The following is a 15,434-nucleotide window of genomic DNA, read 5'->3' as shown; positions in this document are numbered from 1 at the left end:
GACCGATCCCGACCGATCCCATCTGAACCATCACGCACAACCACGAAGGATCCACCATGAGAGACTCCCTCCCCGCACTCGGCCCCGTCGAGCCGTTCTTCGTCGACGGCGAATGGGACGGCGGCGACGGCCGCGAACTCTTCGACGTGGTCGACCCGGCCACGGAGCAGGTCATCACCCAGGCCGTCCAGGCGTCCGCCGCCGATGTCGATCGCGCGGTCGCTGCGGCCGCCGCGGCACATGCCGACGGGCGGTGGAGCGGCATGAGCCCGCACGACCGCGCGCGCATCCTGGGGCGGGTTGCCGACCTCATCGAAGCCAACCTGGAAGAGCTCGCCGTGCTCGAGACCCGCGACAACGGCAAGCCGATCGAACGCTCCCGCGCCGATACGGCGACCGCCGCCCGGGTGTTCCGCTACTACGCGGGGGCGCCGTCGCGGCTGACCGGAACCGTTGTTCCCGTGGATGCAGGCCTCCACGTCTACACGACGCTCGAGCCCGTGGGGGTGGCCGCGCTCATCCTCCCCTGGAACTTCCCCATCATGACCGGCAGTTTCAAGCTCGCCCCGGCTCTGGCCGCGGGGTGCGCCGTGGTGGTGAAACCGGCCGAGCAGACGCCGCTCACGATGCTGCGCCTGGCGGCGCTCTGCGCGGAGGCCGGCGTGCCCGACGGCGTTCTGAACGTGGTCACGGGCGACGGCCGGGTGGGCGCACGGCTGGTGGCGCATCCGGATGTCGCGAAGGTCTCGTTCACGGGCTCGACCTCGGTGGGCAAGCGGGTGATGGCCGAGTCGGTCGCGGGCCTCAAGCGCCTCACGCTCGAGCTCGGCGGCAAGAGCGCCAACATCGTCTTCGACGACGCCGACCTCGATCTGGCCACGGCCACGGCGATGCGGGCCTCCTTCGGGCACTCGGGCCAGATGTGCACGGCGGGGAGCCGCCTGCTAGTGCACCGCCCCATCCTCGAGGAGATGACGGCCCGCCTCGAGAAGGCGGTGCGCGCGGTTCCCCTCGGCGACGGACTCGCCGGAGGGATCTCGGTGGGCCCGCTGGTGTCGGAGGAGCAGCGCACGCAGGTGCTGGGCTACATCGAGCAGGGCGTCGCGGGCGGCGCCACGCTCGTGGTGGGCGGCGGGGTTCCGGATCGCACCGGCTACTTCGTCGAGCCCACCCTCTTCTCCGGCGTCACCAATGACATGGTGATCGCCCGGGAGGAGATCTTCGGGCCGGTCGTGGGCATCATCCCGTTCGACGACGAGGCCGACGCCATCCGCATCGCCAATGACTCCGACTACGGCCTCGCCGCGGGGGTCTGGACGAACGACCTCGCGCGGGCCCACCGGATGGGCCGTGCGCTGCACGTCGGCACGGTGTGGGTGAACACCTACAACATCTTCGACCCGGCCCTGTCGTTCGGCGGGGTCGGCGACTCCGGGCTCGGCCGCGACCTCGGCGAAGAGGCGCTCCGCGCGTTCTGCGAGTCGAAGAGCGTCGTCGTGGCGCTCTGACGCCTCAGGCCGCCGCGGAGGGGGTGGAGCTGACCGGCCGTGCGGGGCGCACCACGAACGCCGCGACCACGAGGAGTATCGCGATGGCGAGAAAGGCGGTCACCTCTCCCGAGACGGCCGCGAGGATCCCTCCGAAGAGGGCTCCGCACGCGTAGCCGACGCTCGTGAACGCCGAGAAGAGGCCCACCCCGGATGCCCGCCGCGAGGGGTCGAGGGTCTCGGTGGCCAGCATCGTGAGAGCGGGGTAGAGCGGCGAGAAGCCCGTGCCCATGAGCACCGCTCCCACCGCCGCGACGGGGAACGACGAGGCGAAGGCGAACACCACCATCCCGGCGGTGAGCGCCACCAGGGCGAACCGTGCCGTGATGACCGGGCCGAGGCGGTCGGGGAGGCCCCCGAGAACGATCCGGGTCCCGATGACGCACGCCGCGAACACCGTGAACACGCTCGCCGCGCCGAAGATCCCGTCGGGCGGCAGACCGTTGCCCACGAGGTGCACGATGAGGAAGGCGAGCATGAAGCCCTCGGCCGACCAGGCGAGCGCCGCCACGATGCCGGGCCGGGTCACGGCGAGCAGCACGGGCTTCCACCCGGTCTTCGGCGCGGCGGACGTGCCTGCGACCCGCGGGAGCCTGCCGGTGGTGCCCGCGATGGGCAGAACGGCGAGTGAGGCGGCGAACTGCAGGAGGATGCACGCCACCCAGACGGCCTGGAACCCCCAGGCCTGCAGGATGCTCTCACCCACCTGAGGGCCGATCGACAGCCCGAGCCAGACGCTGATGCCGAAGACGCTCAGCGCCCGGCCGCGGTGCGCCGGTTCCATGGTCGCCACGATCCACGCCATGAGCGCGGTGGTGGTCGCCGCGTTGCCGCCTCCGAAGAGCACCCGGCTGGCGATCGCGCCGCCGACCGTCACCGAGGCGATCATCACCACGAAGCCCGAGATGCCGATCGCACCGCAGACGATGGCCACGGCCTTGTAGCCGAAGCGATCGGAGGCCGCACCGGCCACCAACTGTGCCGCGATCGACACGAACGCCGACAGCGACACCACGAATCCGGCGAGGGCGGCGGTGCCGTGCAGCTCGTCTTCGACATAGCGGGAGATCACCGGAGTGCTCGCCGAGTTCGCGATGCCGCACAGGGCCGACGCCGCGAACACCAACCAGAAGCGCCGGCCGAGAGCGCCCGGAGGGGTGAGTCGCCTCAAACGGCTCGACCGCTGACGCTCTCCAGGCTGAGCCAGAGCTCGAAGCAGTTGCCCCGCGAGAGCGCCGTCGAGCCGATCGACGCACGGCCTGCCGAGCCGATCTCGGTGCCGAAGACGTCGAGGAAGACGTCGTTCGCGCCGTTGGAGACGAGGTGCAGGTCTTCGAAGCCGGGAGGGCACACCACGAAGCAGAGCGCGCGCGAGAGCGCCGCGACGTTGTCGAGCGAGCCCAGGGCGTAGCGGATGATGCCGAGCGTGTTGATGGCCGTCATCCGAGCTGCTTCGTACCCCTGTTCGGTGGTGATGTCGACGCCGACGGTGCCGGGGTGCAGGCGCTCGCCGGAGCGGGTCTCCGGAGTGATGCCGGAGAGCTCCACGAAGTCACCCACCCGGTGGAAGGCCTTCATGCGTCCGTACCGGCCGCCATAGGGAGGAGTGGCGTAATCGGGGATCTCGAGGCCGAGTTCGAGAACCCGCTCCTCGGCGGTGGGTACGGACATTCGCGACTCTCATTCTTCGACGATGATTACTGTTTGTATCCATTATTATATAGAGTGGATCCAGTTTCACCGACGGGCTGGCCGAAGCCACCCGACCCTGCACGAGAGAAGGCGATCATGGCCACCGACTACAGCAGTCCCGAACAGCGAGTGCGCGAGCTGGGCATCGTCGTCCCCGATTACGCCAACCCTCCCTACGGGGAGCGCTACGGCACGATGAAGGGGTTCCACCGGGAAGGGCGCACCGTCACTCTCAGCGGGATGACTCCCGAGGCCCGCGACGGCGTCAAGCTCTACCCGGGCCGGGTCGGCGACACCGTCACGGTGGAACAGGGCTACCAGGCCGCCCGCAAGGCCGCCATCAGCGTGCTCGGGCTCATGCGGTACGCGGTCGGCTCCCTCGATGAGGTCGACGCGATCGTGAACACGCTGTGCTTCGTGGTGACCTCGATGGACTTCAGCGACGTGAACCTCGTCACCAACGGCGCGGCAGACCTCTTCCTCGAGGTCTTCGGCCCTGAAGTGGGGCGCTCGACCAGCGCCGGCATCGGTGTAATGAGCCTCTCGGGCGGCAACTGCTTCGAGATGTGGACGACGATCCAGTCGAAGTCCGCCGTCGGCGAGGCCTGATCCCTCCATGAGAATCGACACCCACGTGCACGTCTACGCGACCGCCGAACAGGGCCTGTTCGAGGTGGGCGAGTATCCCATCACCGAATACGGGGAGAAGAGCGACGTGCGGTTCTCCACCCGGGCGGGCACCGTCGACGACGCCCTGGCGGCGATGGCCATGGCCGGCATCGACTACTCGGCCGTGCTCGGCAGTTTCGAGCTGCCCGAGCTGCCCTTCCCGCCCGGTGGAGAGCGGCATTGGCCCGACGACCCGCCCTTCGCCGAACTCGCCGACGACCTCGTCGCCTACAACCGCTGGCTCTGCGAGGTCGGCGAGCAGCACCCGAGTCTCCTTCCGTTCGTCACGGTGAACCCCGCCGTCCTCACGTCGGGCCAGTCGGCGCGACTCGTCGCCGAGCTCTTCGACGAGCGCGGCGCCCGGGGGATGAAGCTGCACAACATCGGTATCCGCACTCATCCCGACGACCCGGGCCTGCTCGGTGTCTACGAGGCCTGCCAGGAGCGCTCCGCCCCCATCGTCGTGCACTGCGGGCCGGATGCCCGCGGCTACGGCTGGGCGACTCCCGCGAGCTTCGTTCCCGTGGCGGAGCAGTACTCGCGTCTCCCGCTCGTGCTCGCCCACCTGGGAGGCGCCTCGTGGCGGGAGCTCGCCGCGGTGGCCGACGCGCATCCGCAGATCTGGTTCGACCTCTCCGAGACGGTGCAGTGGGTGGGAGCGACGAACGGCGCCACCGTGCAGCAGCTCGTGGGCCTCATCGAGCACGTGGGAGTGGAACGGGTGCTGATGGGGTCGGACTTCCCCTGGTACGAGCCGAGCGACACCATCGCCGCGGTCGGTGAGCTCGGGCTCTCCGCCGATGCCGAACGGGCGATCCTCGGCGAGAACGCCGCAACCCTCCTTCGGCTGACATGACGACCGTGAGCGACAGGGAGCGAACCGACGTGCATCCCGAACAGCCCATCGATGTCGCGGCCGAACGCGCCCGCACGCCGGGCTCCACCACGCGGCACCACTTCAATTCCGCCGGAGCCGCACTCCAGACCCGCGAGACGGTCGATTCGGTCGTGCAGCATCTCCGGCTCGAGGAGGCGGAAGGGGGCTATGAGGCGGCGAAGCGCAACAGCGTGCTGACCGAACGGGCCTACACCTCTGCGGCAGCCCTGCTCGGCGCAGAGCCCCGCGAGATCGCGCTCTTCGACAGTGCGACGACCGCGATGACCCGGATCATCGACTCCCTTCGCATCAGGCCCGGCCAGAAGATCGTCGTCTCGCGCTCCACGTATGTGAGCCAGGCTCTGCAGCTGCTCACCTTGCGCGACGAGCAGCACATCGGACTCGTCATCATCGACAACGACGACGACGGCGTGATCGACCTCGTGGCTCTCGAGCGGGAACTGGACGGCAGCACGGATGCCGTCGTGTGCATCGCCCACATCCCCACCTCCTCCGGTGCGATCGAGCCCGTGCATCGGGTGGGCGAGATCGCGGCCGCGCACGGCGCCCTCTACCTCCTCGACGCGACGCAGTCGGTGGGTCAGATCGAGGTCGACGTGACCGCCATCGGCTGCGATGTGCTCGTGACCACCGGCCGCAAGTTCCTGCGCGGCCCGCGGGGCACCGGAATCGCCTACGTCTCCTCGCGACTGCTGGAGCGGCTCGTGCCGGCGTCGCCCGATGTGCGCGCGAGCTCGTGGGTCTCCGAGGGCGAATGGGTGGTGGAGCGTTCGGCCCGCATGCTGGAGAGCTGGGAGCACTCCGTCGCCGCGCGCGTGGGGCTCGGTGTAGCGCTCGGGCAAGCGCTCGAACGCGGGATGGGACCGACCGCGGTCTACCTGGGGACGCTGGCCGGGGAGCTCCGGGCCCGACTCTCCGACCTGCCCGGTGTCGAGGTCACCGACCCCCCGAAAGCACGCTCGGCCATCGTCACGTTCCGCCTCGCGGGCATCGCCGATACTGTCGTCTGCGAGTACCTCAAGGAGCGCAACATCCACACCATCTCCATTCCCGCGGCCCACGCGCAGTGGGATCTCGGAGCGCGCGGACTGGGCTCGGTGGTGCGTGCCTCGGTGCACGTCTACAACGACCGCGGCGACATCGACGCCCTCGTGCTGGCCGTGGCCGAACTCGCGGCAACCGCCGTCGAGTCCGCAGGAGTGGAGCGGTGAGCGCCGCCCGCCCGACGGATGCCCGGGAGCACCTCGACGCCGACGTCGTGGTGGTGGGTCTCGGCATCCACGGAAGTGCCACCGTGCTGGAGTGCGCGCTGCGGGGCCTCCGCGTGATCGGCATCGACCGCTTCGAGCCCGACCACACGCGCGGTTCCTCGCACGGGGCGACCCGCATGATCAGGCGCGCCTACCCGTCGCCCGTCTGGAACCCCCTCGTCGACCGGGCCTACTCCGGCTGGGACCGCTGGGCCGGGCTCGCCGGGCGATCGTTCGTGCACACCACCGGGGGGCTCTACGCCCATGCCCGGCCGGGATCGCTGCAGGGGCCGGGATGCGGGCTCCTCGACCGGGACGACTTCACCACGGTCATGCCCTCGCTCGCCGTGCCCGCCGGCTACGCCGCCGTGCACGATCCGAATGCCGGTGTGGTCGAGGCCGCCCAGGCGCTCGCCTTCGCCCGGTCGGAGGCCGCGGCTCGCGGCGCCGACCTGCGGTTCGGGGTGGCCTACCAGGGGTGGCGGCCGGCCGAGGAGGGAGACGGCATCGTGGTCGACACGGATGCCGGCACGATCACGACGGCCAAACTCGTGCTCGCGGTCGGTCCGTGGGCTGCGGAAGCCGTGCCCGAGCTCGCCGGGATCTTCGAGGTCTGGCGCATCCTCACCGTCACGGCCCGCGCGGGCCAGGAGGTCGCGGCCGCCCCGCTTCTCGGGTCGTTCTCGGTCGACCTCCCCGAGGGTCTCGTCTTCGGGTTGCCCGAGGCGGGTGGCCACGGGCTCAAGCTGGGAGTCGATGCCGGCGAGGTCTGGGACCCTGCGGTGGCCCCCGCCCCACCGACCGAGGAGGAGATCGATCACCTCCGTTCGCTGCTCCAGCGCTTCGTGCCCGCCGCCGACGTCGAGCACCTCGATGCGGTGGCCTGCCTCTACACGATGACGCCCGACAAGCGCTTCGTGGTCGGCGCCCTGCCCTGGGCGCCTGATGTGCTGCTCGCCGCCGCCTGCTCAGGCCACGGGTTCAAGTTCGGGCCGGCCATCGGCGAAGCTCTGGCCGACCTGGTTCAAGGCCTTCCCCGCCCCGATCTCGACTTCCTGGCGGTGGAGCGCTTCGGCGTCGCCGACGGTTCCCTGGAGACCTCATGACCGAATCATCCGCCGCCCTGTCCGTCGGCATCGCCGCGCCGCACGAGGCCGCCGTGCGCGCCGGCGAGGAGGCCGTCGCCGCCGGGGGCAACGCGATCGATGCCGCGCTCGCGGCGGCCGGCGTGCTCGCCGTCGTCTACCCGCATCAGTGCGGACTCGGTGGCGACCTCGTCGCGCTCGTGCGCGGACCCGACGGTGACACCACAGCCATCGTCTCGGTCGGAGCCGCTGCGAAGCGGGTCGACGTCGAGCGACTCGCGGAGCTCGGCGCGATGCCGCGTCAGGGCGGTGACACCGTCACGGTGCCCGGCGCCGTGGCCGGCTGGACGGCCGCCTGGCACCTCGGCGCCCGCCTCCCGCTCGCCGGCGTGTTCGACCGTGCCGCACGCCTCGCTCGCGACGGGTTCCCGGTCTCGCCCGGGCTGGCCCGGGCCATCGAGGTGCGAGCCGAGGGTATCGCCGCCGATCCCGGTCTCGCCACCGTCTTCATGCCGGATGGCCGGCTGCTCGGGTCGGGCGACATCCTGGTGCAGGAACGGCTCGCCGAGACGCTCGACGTGCTCGCGGTCGACCCCGACGAGATGTACACGGGGCGCATCGCGGAGTCCCTCGCCGCCGGCCTCGAGGAGCGCGGCAGCGCGCTCCGCGTCGACGACTTCTCCGCGCATCGCGCCGAGACCGGCTCCGCCATCACGCGCAGCATCGGCACGGCTCGATGGTGGGTGGCTCCGCCACCGACGCAGGGCGTGGTGCTCCTCGGCATCCTGCCGACCGCGCTCGAGTCGAACGTCTCCGTCGACGGAGACGCGGCGCTGCTCGACGTGGTGCTCGATGCCGCCGTGGCCCGGCAGGACAATCTCGGCGATCCCCGCACCGGCCCCATCGACGTCGAGCGGATGCTCGACCCCCGTGCGAAGCCACCCCTCGAGCCCGCTCCGCCGGGTGGGCGGGCCCTGGGCGACACGGTCGCCATCGTCGCCGCCGACTCGGAGGGGCGGGTGGTGAGCATCATCCAGAGCGTCTACCAGCTGTTCGGCTCAGGAATCCTGGAGCCTCGAACCGGCATCGTGCTGCAGAATCGGGGCTCGGCCTTCAGCGTCGACCCGCGCCATCCGGGGCGCATCGCGCCGGGCTCCCGGCCGCCGCACACCTTGTTGCCCGTGATCGCCGAGACCGATGGCCTGCGCTACGGCCTCGGCTGCCAGGGCGGAAGCGCACAACCGTGGATCCTCGCCCAGGTCGCAGCCGACCTGCTCTCGTCGTTCACCGATCCCCTCGAAGTGCTCGCGCGGCCGCGCTGGGTGATCGGCGCCCGCGACATCGGGCACGCCGAACTCACCCTGCTCGCCGAACCCGGCTGCACGGTGGCCGTCCGCGCTGCGGGCGAACGCGGGGTGCCCGTCGACCTGCGTGACGGCCCGCTCGACGAAGCCGGCCACGTGCAGGTGGTTCGGCAGTACGTCGACGCCCGCGGCCGCGAGCAGATGGATGCCGCCAGCGACCCGCGGGCCGACGGCACCGCCCGAATCGTGACCCCGCCCCCGAAGGAGAAATCATGACCCAGGTTCCCACCGTCACCCCGGCGCGGCTCGATCCGCTGACCGTCGCCGAGATCGCCGGCGTGGTCACAGCCATTCGAGCCGACCCGCGCATCGGCGACAACCCGCGCTTCTGGGGTATCGCGCTCGACGAGGCCCTCGCGCCTGCGGGACTCGAGGGTTCGCCCCGACCGGTTCGGGTCGTGGTGATGAATCCGGATGCGCACGCGGCCTGGGAGGTCTCCGCCTGGACGGCACCCGCGGGTGGTCAGACGGGCGCCGCAGTGGTGAACGGGTGGCGCGACGTCGACGCGCGCCGGCCCGGTGTCTCCTCGGAGGAGGCCCGCATGGTGGCCGCGGCGGCCCGCAAGGACCCGGGTCTCATCGCGGCGCTCGCGAAGCGCGGGATCACCGACGTCTCGCTGGTGTGGGTCGATCCCGAGTCGATCACCGGCTTCGAGCCCGACGACCTCTCCGACCGGCGGCTCTCGTGGGGAACCGTCTGGTACCGCGAGTCGGTGGAGGACAACGGCTATGCCCGGCCGGTGGCGGGGCTGGTGCCGATCATCGACCTGGAGACCCTCGAGGTCGTGCGTCTCGAAGACCACGGCGTCGTCCCGATGGCGACGGAGACCGGGATGTACTCCTCGGGAACGTGGGGACCCGACCGAACGGTGGCGCCCCTCGAGATCGTTCAGCCGCAGGGCCCGGGCTTCTCGGTCGACGGCCAGCTGGTGCGGTGGCAGAACTGGAGTTTCCGCATCGGTTTCACGCACCGGGAGGGCCTGGTGCTGCACGAGCTGAGCTACCGGGACGGCGACGTCGAGCGGCCCGTCGTGAAGCGCGCAGCCGTCAACGAGATGTACGTGCCGTACCTCGACAGCGATCCCACCGCCTATCGCAAGAACTTCTTCGACTGGGGCGAGTACGGTGCCGGTCCGCTCACGGCCTCGCTCGAGCTCGGCTGCGACTGCTTGGGCGAGATCCGCTACTTCGACGCCGCCGTGCTCGACGGCCACGGCGAGGCGAAGACCATCGCCAATGCCATCTGCCTGCACGAGGAGGATGCGAGCATCCTCTGGAAGCACGTCAACACCCGCACCGGTTCGGCCGAGGTGCGGCGTTCACGACGGCTCGTGATCTCGGCGTTCGCCACGGTGGCGAACTACGACTACGGCTTCTACTGGACGCTGTACCAGGATGGCGCGATCGAGCTCGAGATCAAGCTCACGGGCATCATGTCGGTGTCGGGTATCGCCGACGGAGAGCGGCCGCGCTACGGCCGAATGATCGCCCCCAACGTGCAGGCGCCCACGCACCAGCACTATTTCGGCATCCGCCTCGACATGGCCGTGGACGGGGAGCTCAACCGGCTCGTCGAAGTGCACGCGGAGGCCGAGGAGGACGAGGAGCTCAACCCCTACGGCAACGCGTGCAAGCTCGTGGAGACGGTCATCGGCTCCGAGTCCGTCGGCGGCAGGAAGGCCGATCCGGCCCGGGCGCTGCACTGGCGGATCGAGAACGACCACAAGGCGAACCGCTACGGCGACCCCACCGCGTATCGGCTGGCCATCAACAACACCACAGGGCTGTTCGCCCGGCCCGGCAGCGTGGTGGAGCGCAAAGCCCCCTTCGTGTCGAAGCACCTCTGGGCGACGCCGTACGCCGCGGAGGAACGGTTCATCGCCGGCGAGTACCCGAACCAGGCGCCGCTCGGCGAAGACGGGGTGCAGGCCTGGCAGCAGGCGGACAGGCCGCTCGAGAACAGCCGGCTGGTGCTCTGGCCCGTGATCGGTGTGCATCACTTCCCGCGCCCGGAGCAGTGGCCGATCATGCCGGTCGACACCATCAGCTTCCGGCTCGAGCCCGACGGCTTCTTCGACCGCAATCCCTCGCTCGATGTGCCGCCCGCGGAGCCGGACGGTGATCACTGCGCCGTGCCGACCGGTGCGGCGGGCGATCACGGGCACGGCGGCCACGACCACGATCACGGTCACCACGGCCACTGAGCGCGGCCGCCACTCCCTTCCCACCCACCCACCGACAGGAGCTGTCACCATGACCGTCACCATCCGCACCATCGAGGTCCCCTCATCCGACCTGGCCGAGAAGCCGCTCGGTCAGCCGAGTGCAGAGCCGCTGAGTGGCGAGATCCTCGTGCGGAGCCGCGTCGACTTCGCCACCGACGATCGCCGCGTGGTCTCGGGGATCTGGGAGAGCGAGCCCGGCACGTCCCGCTGGGAGTTCCTCACCCGGGGCGAACTCATCCACGTCGTGGCCGGGAGCATGACGGTGCAGGAGGATGACGGCGAGCCCGTCGAGATCGCCGCAGGAGACACGGCGTACTTCCCCATCGGGTGGGTCGGCACGTGGACGGTGCACGAGCTGCTGCGCAAGTTCTTCGTGGTCTACAAGCCGTAGCCGCACACGGGGAGCTCGCCCCCGTGGGTGGGGCGGGCGGGCTCAGCCGTGGAAGACGGTGGATGAGCGCCGTTCGTACCAGTGGGCGAGGTGCTCGCCCGCATTCAGCACGTGCGAGCGCATGGCATCCTGAGCGGCATCCACGTCGCCGGCTTCGAGTGCGTCGACGATGCGCTCGTGCTCCTGGAAGTTCTCCTCGCGGTGACGCGGGTCGTCGGCCAGCACGAGAGCGGAGACGTTCCGGGGGAAGCGTTCGTTGATCTCGAAGATCGCGCGAGCGAGGTGCGAATTGCCGGAGGCCTCGTAGATGATCGTGTGGAACGCGTCGTTGCCGCCCCCCGTGCCCGGATCCGGCGTCTGGCCCGTCGTCGCGGTCGACATGCGCTTGTTGGCCGCGCGGAGCTCGGCCAGGGCCTGCTTCGAGGCCCGGGTCACGGCACGACGGGTGGCGAGTGCTTCGAGCTCGGCCCGAACCTCGTAGGCCTCCCGAACCTCCCACGGCACCGGAACCCGCACCACGGCTCCTCGGTTGGGGAGCACTTCGATCAGTCCGCCGTTCTGCAACTGGCGCAGTGCTTCACGCACCGGTGTGCGGCTCACCCCGAAGGCCTCGGCGAGGGCGGCTTGGCGCAGCTGCGAACCGATGGGGATCTCGCCGGACATGATGCGAGCGCGGATCTTCGCGGCCAGGTCGTCGACGAGGGCGTTGCCACTCGAGATGATGCCTTCGGATCTCGCGAGCGTCATGTCTCCCACCCCATCGCAATCGCGCCTCGGCGCCCGGATCTCTGCCGGTTCATCGGGGATCCAATGTGACCGGATTACGGATACAACTCTACCGGTGTCGGCGACGTCCGCGGACGCCCACCCGCCGGTGTGGATACCAAGAACACAAAATGGGATCCAATAATGTACTCTGGTGAGACCATCATCTGGAGAGGATCCGAGTCGTGACCGCCACTTCCGACGCCGACAGGCTCGACCTCATCGTCACCTCCATGGCACTCGAAGCCGATGGCGTGCTCTCCGTCGAACTACGTGCTCCCGATCGCGGGACGCTGCCGAGCTGGAGCCCCGGCGCCCACCTCTCGCTGCAGTTCGGGGGCGCACCCGTGCGCCAGTACTCGCTCTGCGGCGACCCCTCGGATTCACGCCGGTACCGCGTGGCCGTGCTGCGTGAGCCGGCCAGCCGAGGCGGGAGTGAATTCGTGCACGCGACGCTCCGCGTGGGCGACCATGTCGCCGTCGCACCTCCTCGCAACCACTTCCCGCTCGACGTCGCAGAGCGGTACGTGTTCGTGGCGGGGGGTATCGGCATCACGCCGATCCTGCCGATGATCGCCGAGGTGTCAGCAGCTGGCAAGCCGTGGAGCCTTCACTACTACGGCCGTTCACGCTCCTCGATGGCCTTCCTCGACGACCTCGAACGCTACGGCGAAGCAGTCTCCGTCGTGGTGCCGGGCGAGCCGGCGTCGGTGCGGCCGGCCGATGCCGTCGCCGCGGTGGGTGCCGACGGCCGCCTCTATGCATGCGGTCCCTCGCGGTTGATGGCGGAGCTCGACGAGCTCGCCTCGGAGCACGGCGTGGCCGAACTGCTGCGCACGGAACTCTTCGCAGCGCCCGAGCCGGATGGGACGGAGCCCCTCGACACCGACGCGTTCACGGTCCGCCTCGAGGAGTCGGGGCTCGAGTTGGTGGTACCGCCCGAGCGTTCGATCCTCGATGTCGTGCTCGAGGCGGGCGTCGACGTGCTCCACGACTGTGCGGAGGGCATCTGCGGGAGCTGCGAGACCTCCGTGGTGAGCGGAACCCCCGACCATCGCGATCACGTCCTGACGGCTCAGGAGCGCCAGGAGAACTCCTGCATGATGATCTGCGTGTCGCGGTCGACGTGTCCGGTTCTGGTGCTGGGGCTCTGATCGCGCCCTTGTCCATGGGGGCGCCGGGCGGTGCGAGTGTTGTCGTGACGCTTCTGGACGCCGGGGCGATCCTCGCGGCACTGGTCGCCTTCGGGCTCGCGCTGCACCCGTCCGGGCGGATCGGCCGTGTGGCGAACGTGCTCTGCGACCTGCTCATGGCCGCAGCGATGATCGACACGTCCTCGTTCGGCGGGAGATGGGTTCCGCCCCTCGCCTGGGTGGGTGGGCTCGTCGTGCTGGCCTTCGCCAACAGCATCGGCGCATCCGTCACCCGCAGGCGGGTCGAGGCGCTGCCCGCCTCGCTCGGTCTCGTGGGCATGGCGGCGCTCATCGCGATCGGCAGCGGCGGGGCCTCGATCTCGGAGGCGGGGGGCACGGGTCACGCTCACCTGTCACAGGGCATGAATGGCGGCATCCTGGTCTTCACCGCTCTCGCGACCGTCGCGCTCGCCGTGGCGATCGGCGCGTGGCGGCATCCGGCCCGCGAATCCCGGCGCGCACCGATGGCCCACGCGGCGGCATCCGCTCTCGCGGTCTCCCTCATGGGAGTGGCCTGCCTGTCGTGATGCCGTGCTCGGCCGCGGCGCTCTCGGCTACGACGACCGCGGGGCGCCGGTCGATGTGCCCCGCACGTCGGCCCAGACAGAACCGGCCGCCATGTGCTCGACGCCGATCAGGTGGTCGAAGATGATGTTCGTCTGCGTGGAGGCGACGGATGAATCGAGGCTCAACTCGGTGGCCACGAAGTCGCGCAGCTGCCCGGTGGAGGAGCAGGCCACGTGGATGAGGAAGTCGTCGGCGCCACCGAGGAAGAACACGTTCAGAACGTTCGGCAGAGTGATCACGCGCTGCGCGTAGGTCTTGATCTGCGCCCGGGCCTGGGCCTTCAGGCGAACGGCGACGATCGCCTCGATCGGCAGCCCGAGCGACGCCCAGTCGGGCTGTGCGTGGAACGACCGCAGCACTCCGCTCTGCTGCAGCGCGCGCACCCGCACGAGACAGGTCGAGGGCGCGATCCCCACCCGCTCGGCGAGCTCCTTGTTCGGGATGCGGCCCTCGCGGCAGAGCTCCCACACGATGCGCTCATCGATTTCATCGATCGCCGGCATGGGCGCCCTCCTCAGAATGAATATGCCTTCAGCTACAAAGTCACCGAATTATATTCGGATCAGATGACAGCGATCCAAATCCCTTCGATAATTCAAGCCAGGACGGCGAAGCCGGGCACACCCGTGAAGAATCCGCGAAGAAGGAGACCCCCGTGATCATCGGAGTTCCCAAGGAGATCAAGAACAACGAGTTCCGCGTCGCCATGACGCCCTCGGGTGTGTTCGAACTGGTGCGGCACGGGCATTCGGTGCTCGTGCAGTCGGGCGCCGGTGTCGGCGCGGCGATCACCGACGACGAGTACGCGGCAGCGGGCGGATCCCTCGTCGATCTCGACACGGTGTGGTCGGCCGACATGATCGTGAAGGTCAAGGAGCCCATCGCGCCGGAGTACGAGCGGATGCGCGAAGGCCAGCTCATCTTCACCTATCTGCACCTCGCCGCGGCCGAGCCGCTGGTCGAGGCGCTGCTCGCCTCGAAGGCCACATCGATCGCGTACGAGACCGTGCAGCTGGCGGATGGCTCGCTCCCGCTCCTGGCCCCCATGAGCGAGGTCGCGGGCCGACTCTCCGTGATGGTCGGCAGCTATCACCTGATGGGGTCGAAGGGCGGCCGCGGTGTGCTGCTCGGTGGCGTTCCCGGCGTGCGCCCCGCCAAGGTGACGGTCATCGGCGGAGGCATGGCGGGCGAGAACGCGATGGCGCAGGCCCTCGCGGCCGGAGCCGACGTCACGGTGCTCGACCTCAGCATCCCGAGGTTGCGGCACATCGACGAGGTGTTCGGCGGCCGGGTGAAGACCGTGGTGTCGAACGCCTTCGAGGTGGAGCGCAGCGTGCTCGAGGCCGACCTGGTGATCGGGGCCGTTCTGGTGCCCGGGGCGAAGGCGCCGAAGCTCGTGTCGCACGAGCTGGTGAGCCGCATGAAGCCCGGCTCGGTTCTCGTCGACATCGCCATCGATCAGGGCGGCTGCTTCGAGGATTCGCGGCCCACAACGCACGACGACCCCACGTACGTCGTGGAGAACTCGATCTTCTACTGCGTGGCCAACATGCCCGGTGCGGTCTCGTCGACCTCGACGGCGGCGCTCACGAACGCCACCCTGCCCTACGTGGTGCAGCTCGCCGACCACGGATGGCGCGCGGCGGTGGCCCGCAACGCGGCGCTGGCGGCGGCGGTCTCGACGGTCGACGGGCACCTCACGCACGCGGGCACGGCCGAGGCGTTCCCGCGATTCGGGTACACGCCGTTCTCGGAGCTGGTGACCGTCTCCGTGTGAGAGTGCCTGTG

At 69.9% G+C, this 15,434-nt stretch carries 15 protein-coding genes; 11 read left to right on the top strand and 4 right to left on the bottom strand.

Annotation, left to right across the window (positions count from 1 at the left end):
• Nucleotides 1-56 precede the first annotated feature (56 nt).
• On the top strand, nt 57-1,508 hold the full coding sequence (locus EPO52_RS07915) for an aldehyde dehydrogenase family protein (RefSeq protein ID WP_290804367.1): 1,452 nt from the start codon (nt 57-59) through the stop codon (nt 1,506-1,508).
• Nucleotides 1,509-1,512: 4 nt separating this feature from the next.
• Here EPO52_RS07915 and EPO52_RS07910 read toward each other — a convergent pair whose 3' ends face one another.
• On the bottom strand, nt 1,513-2,718 hold the full coding sequence (locus EPO52_RS07910; protein ID WP_290804364.1) for an MFS transporter: 1,206 nt from the start codon (nt 2,716-2,718) through the stop codon (nt 1,513-1,515).
• Complete coding sequence (locus EPO52_RS07905; RefSeq protein WP_290804361.1) at nt 2,715-3,218, bottom strand: RidA family protein; 504 nt, start codon at nt 3,216-3,218, stop codon at nt 2,715-2,717. The genes EPO52_RS07910 and EPO52_RS07905 overlap by 4 nt, the downstream gene beginning before the upstream one ends.
• A gap of 117 nt (nt 3,219-3,335) precedes the next feature.
• Between EPO52_RS07905 and EPO52_RS07900 the strand changes: the two genes are divergently transcribed.
• From EPO52_RS07900 to EPO52_RS07870, 7 genes are read left to right on the top strand one after another with little or no spacing between them, the layout of a single operon-like run.
• Nucleotides 3,336-3,848 carry a RidA family protein gene (locus EPO52_RS07900; RefSeq protein WP_290804359.1) on the top strand — a complete coding sequence of 171 codons (513 nt, stop codon included), beginning with the start codon at nt 3,336-3,338 and terminating at the stop codon, nt 3,846-3,848.
• Between the two features lie 7 nt (nt 3,849-3,855).
• The gene (locus EPO52_RS07895; RefSeq protein WP_290804357.1) at nt 3,856-4,764 is read left to right on the top strand and encodes an amidohydrolase family protein; all 909 of its coding nucleotides are present in this window, start codon (nt 3,856-3,858) and stop codon (nt 4,762-4,764) included.
• Nucleotides 4,761-6,017, top strand: coding sequence for an aminotransferase class V-fold PLP-dependent enzyme (locus tag EPO52_RS07890; protein ID WP_290804354.1), 1,257 nt, complete (start codon nt 4,761-4,763; stop codon nt 6,015-6,017). The genes EPO52_RS07895 and EPO52_RS07890 overlap by 4 nt, the downstream gene beginning before the upstream one ends.
• Nucleotides 6,014-7,162, top strand: coding sequence for an FAD-dependent oxidoreductase (locus EPO52_RS07885; RefSeq protein ID WP_290804349.1), 1,149 nt, complete (start codon nt 6,014-6,016; stop codon nt 7,160-7,162). Before EPO52_RS07890 ends, EPO52_RS07885 begins: the two co-directional genes overlap by 4 nt.
• Nucleotides 7,159-8,721, top strand: a complete 1,563-nt coding sequence (locus EPO52_RS07880; protein ID WP_290804347.1) for a gamma-glutamyltransferase — start codon at nt 7,159-7,161, stop codon at nt 8,719-8,721. Before EPO52_RS07885 ends, EPO52_RS07880 begins: the two co-directional genes overlap by 4 nt.
• A complete protein-coding gene (locus tag EPO52_RS07875) occupies nt 8,718-10,709 on the top strand; it encodes a primary-amine oxidase (RefSeq protein ID WP_290804345.1) in 1,992 nt (663 codons plus the stop codon). The genes EPO52_RS07880 and EPO52_RS07875 overlap by 4 nt, the downstream gene beginning before the upstream one ends.
• Nucleotides 10,710-10,758: 49 nt before the next feature.
• Nucleotides 10,759-11,121, top strand: a complete 363-nt coding sequence (locus EPO52_RS07870; RefSeq protein WP_290804343.1) for a cupin domain-containing protein — start codon at nt 10,759-10,761, stop codon at nt 11,119-11,121.
• A gap of 42 nt (nt 11,122-11,163) precedes the next feature.
• Here the strand turns inward: EPO52_RS07870 and EPO52_RS07865 are convergent, their stop codons facing one another.
• The gene (locus tag EPO52_RS07865) at nt 11,164-11,868 is read right to left on the bottom strand and encodes a GntR family transcriptional regulator (protein WP_290804340.1); all 705 of its coding nucleotides are present in this window, start codon (nt 11,866-11,868) and stop codon (nt 11,164-11,166) included.
• 203 nt (nt 11,869-12,071) lie between these two features.
• On the opposite strand from EPO52_RS07865, the gene EPO52_RS07860 reads away from it, so the two are divergent.
• Complete coding sequence (locus tag EPO52_RS07860; RefSeq protein WP_290804337.1) at nt 12,072-13,040, top strand: PDR/VanB family oxidoreductase; 969 nt, start codon at nt 12,072-12,074, stop codon at nt 13,038-13,040.
• Between the two features lie 44 nt (nt 13,041-13,084).
• Complete coding sequence (locus EPO52_RS07855; protein WP_290804335.1) at nt 13,085-13,606, top strand: hypothetical protein; 522 nt, start codon at nt 13,085-13,087, stop codon at nt 13,604-13,606.
• A 27-nt stretch (nt 13,607-13,633) separates the two neighbouring features.
• Here the strand turns inward: EPO52_RS07855 and EPO52_RS07850 are convergent, their stop codons facing one another.
• Nucleotides 13,634-14,149: an Lrp/AsnC family transcriptional regulator gene (locus tag EPO52_RS07850; protein WP_290804332.1), complete on the bottom strand. Its 516-nt coding sequence runs from the start codon at nt 14,147-14,149 to the stop codon at nt 13,634-13,636.
• A gap of 152 nt (nt 14,150-14,301) precedes the next feature.
• Here EPO52_RS07850 and ald point away from each other — a divergent pair, with 152 nt between their 5' ends.
• The gene (gene ald / locus EPO52_RS07845; protein ID WP_290804330.1) at nt 14,302-15,423 is read left to right on the top strand and encodes an alanine dehydrogenase; all 1,122 of its coding nucleotides are present in this window, start codon (nt 14,302-14,304) and stop codon (nt 15,421-15,423) included.
• The last annotated feature ends 11 nt before the right edge of the window (nt 15,424-15,434 follow it).

This window comes from Herbiconiux sp. (assembly GCF_004297105.1).
In the GTDB taxonomy this organism is placed as follows: Bacteria; Actinomycetota; Actinomycetes; order Actinomycetales; family Microbacteriaceae; genus Herbiconiux.
This window is presented reverse-complemented; position numbering and strand designations above follow the sequence as displayed.

Coding starts and splice junctions, on each gene's coding strand:
- EPO52_RS07895 (WP_290804357.1), top strand. CDS start 3,856: ATGAGAATCGACACCCACGTGCACGTCTACGCGACCGCCGAACAGGGC.
- EPO52_RS07865 (WP_290804340.1), bottom strand. CDS start 11,868: ATGACGCTCGCGAGATCCGAAGGCATCATCTCGAGTGGCAACGCCCTC.
- EPO52_RS07900 (WP_290804359.1), top strand. CDS start 3,336: ATGGCCACCGACTACAGCAGTCCCGAACAGCGAGTGCGCGAGCTGGGC.
- EPO52_RS07890 (WP_290804354.1), top strand. CDS start 4,761: ATGACGACCGTGAGCGACAGGGAGCGAACCGACGTGCATCCCGAACAG.
- EPO52_RS07870 (WP_290804343.1), top strand. CDS start 10,759: ATGACCGTCACCATCCGCACCATCGAGGTCCCCTCATCCGACCTGGCC.
- EPO52_RS07915 (WP_290804367.1), top strand. CDS start 57: ATGAGAGACTCCCTCCCCGCACTCGGCCCCGTCGAGCCGTTCTTCGTC.
- EPO52_RS07850 (WP_290804332.1), bottom strand. CDS start 14,149: ATGCCGGCGATCGATGAAATCGATGAGCGCATCGTGTGGGAGCTCTGC.
- EPO52_RS07905 (WP_290804361.1), bottom strand. CDS start 3,218: ATGTCCGTACCCACCGCCGAGGAGCGGGTTCTCGAACTCGGCCTCGAG.
- EPO52_RS07875 (WP_290804345.1), top strand. CDS start 8,718: ATGACCCAGGTTCCCACCGTCACCCCGGCGCGGCTCGATCCGCTGACC.
- EPO52_RS07880 (WP_290804347.1), top strand. CDS start 7,159: ATGACCGAATCATCCGCCGCCCTGTCCGTCGGCATCGCCGCGCCGCAC.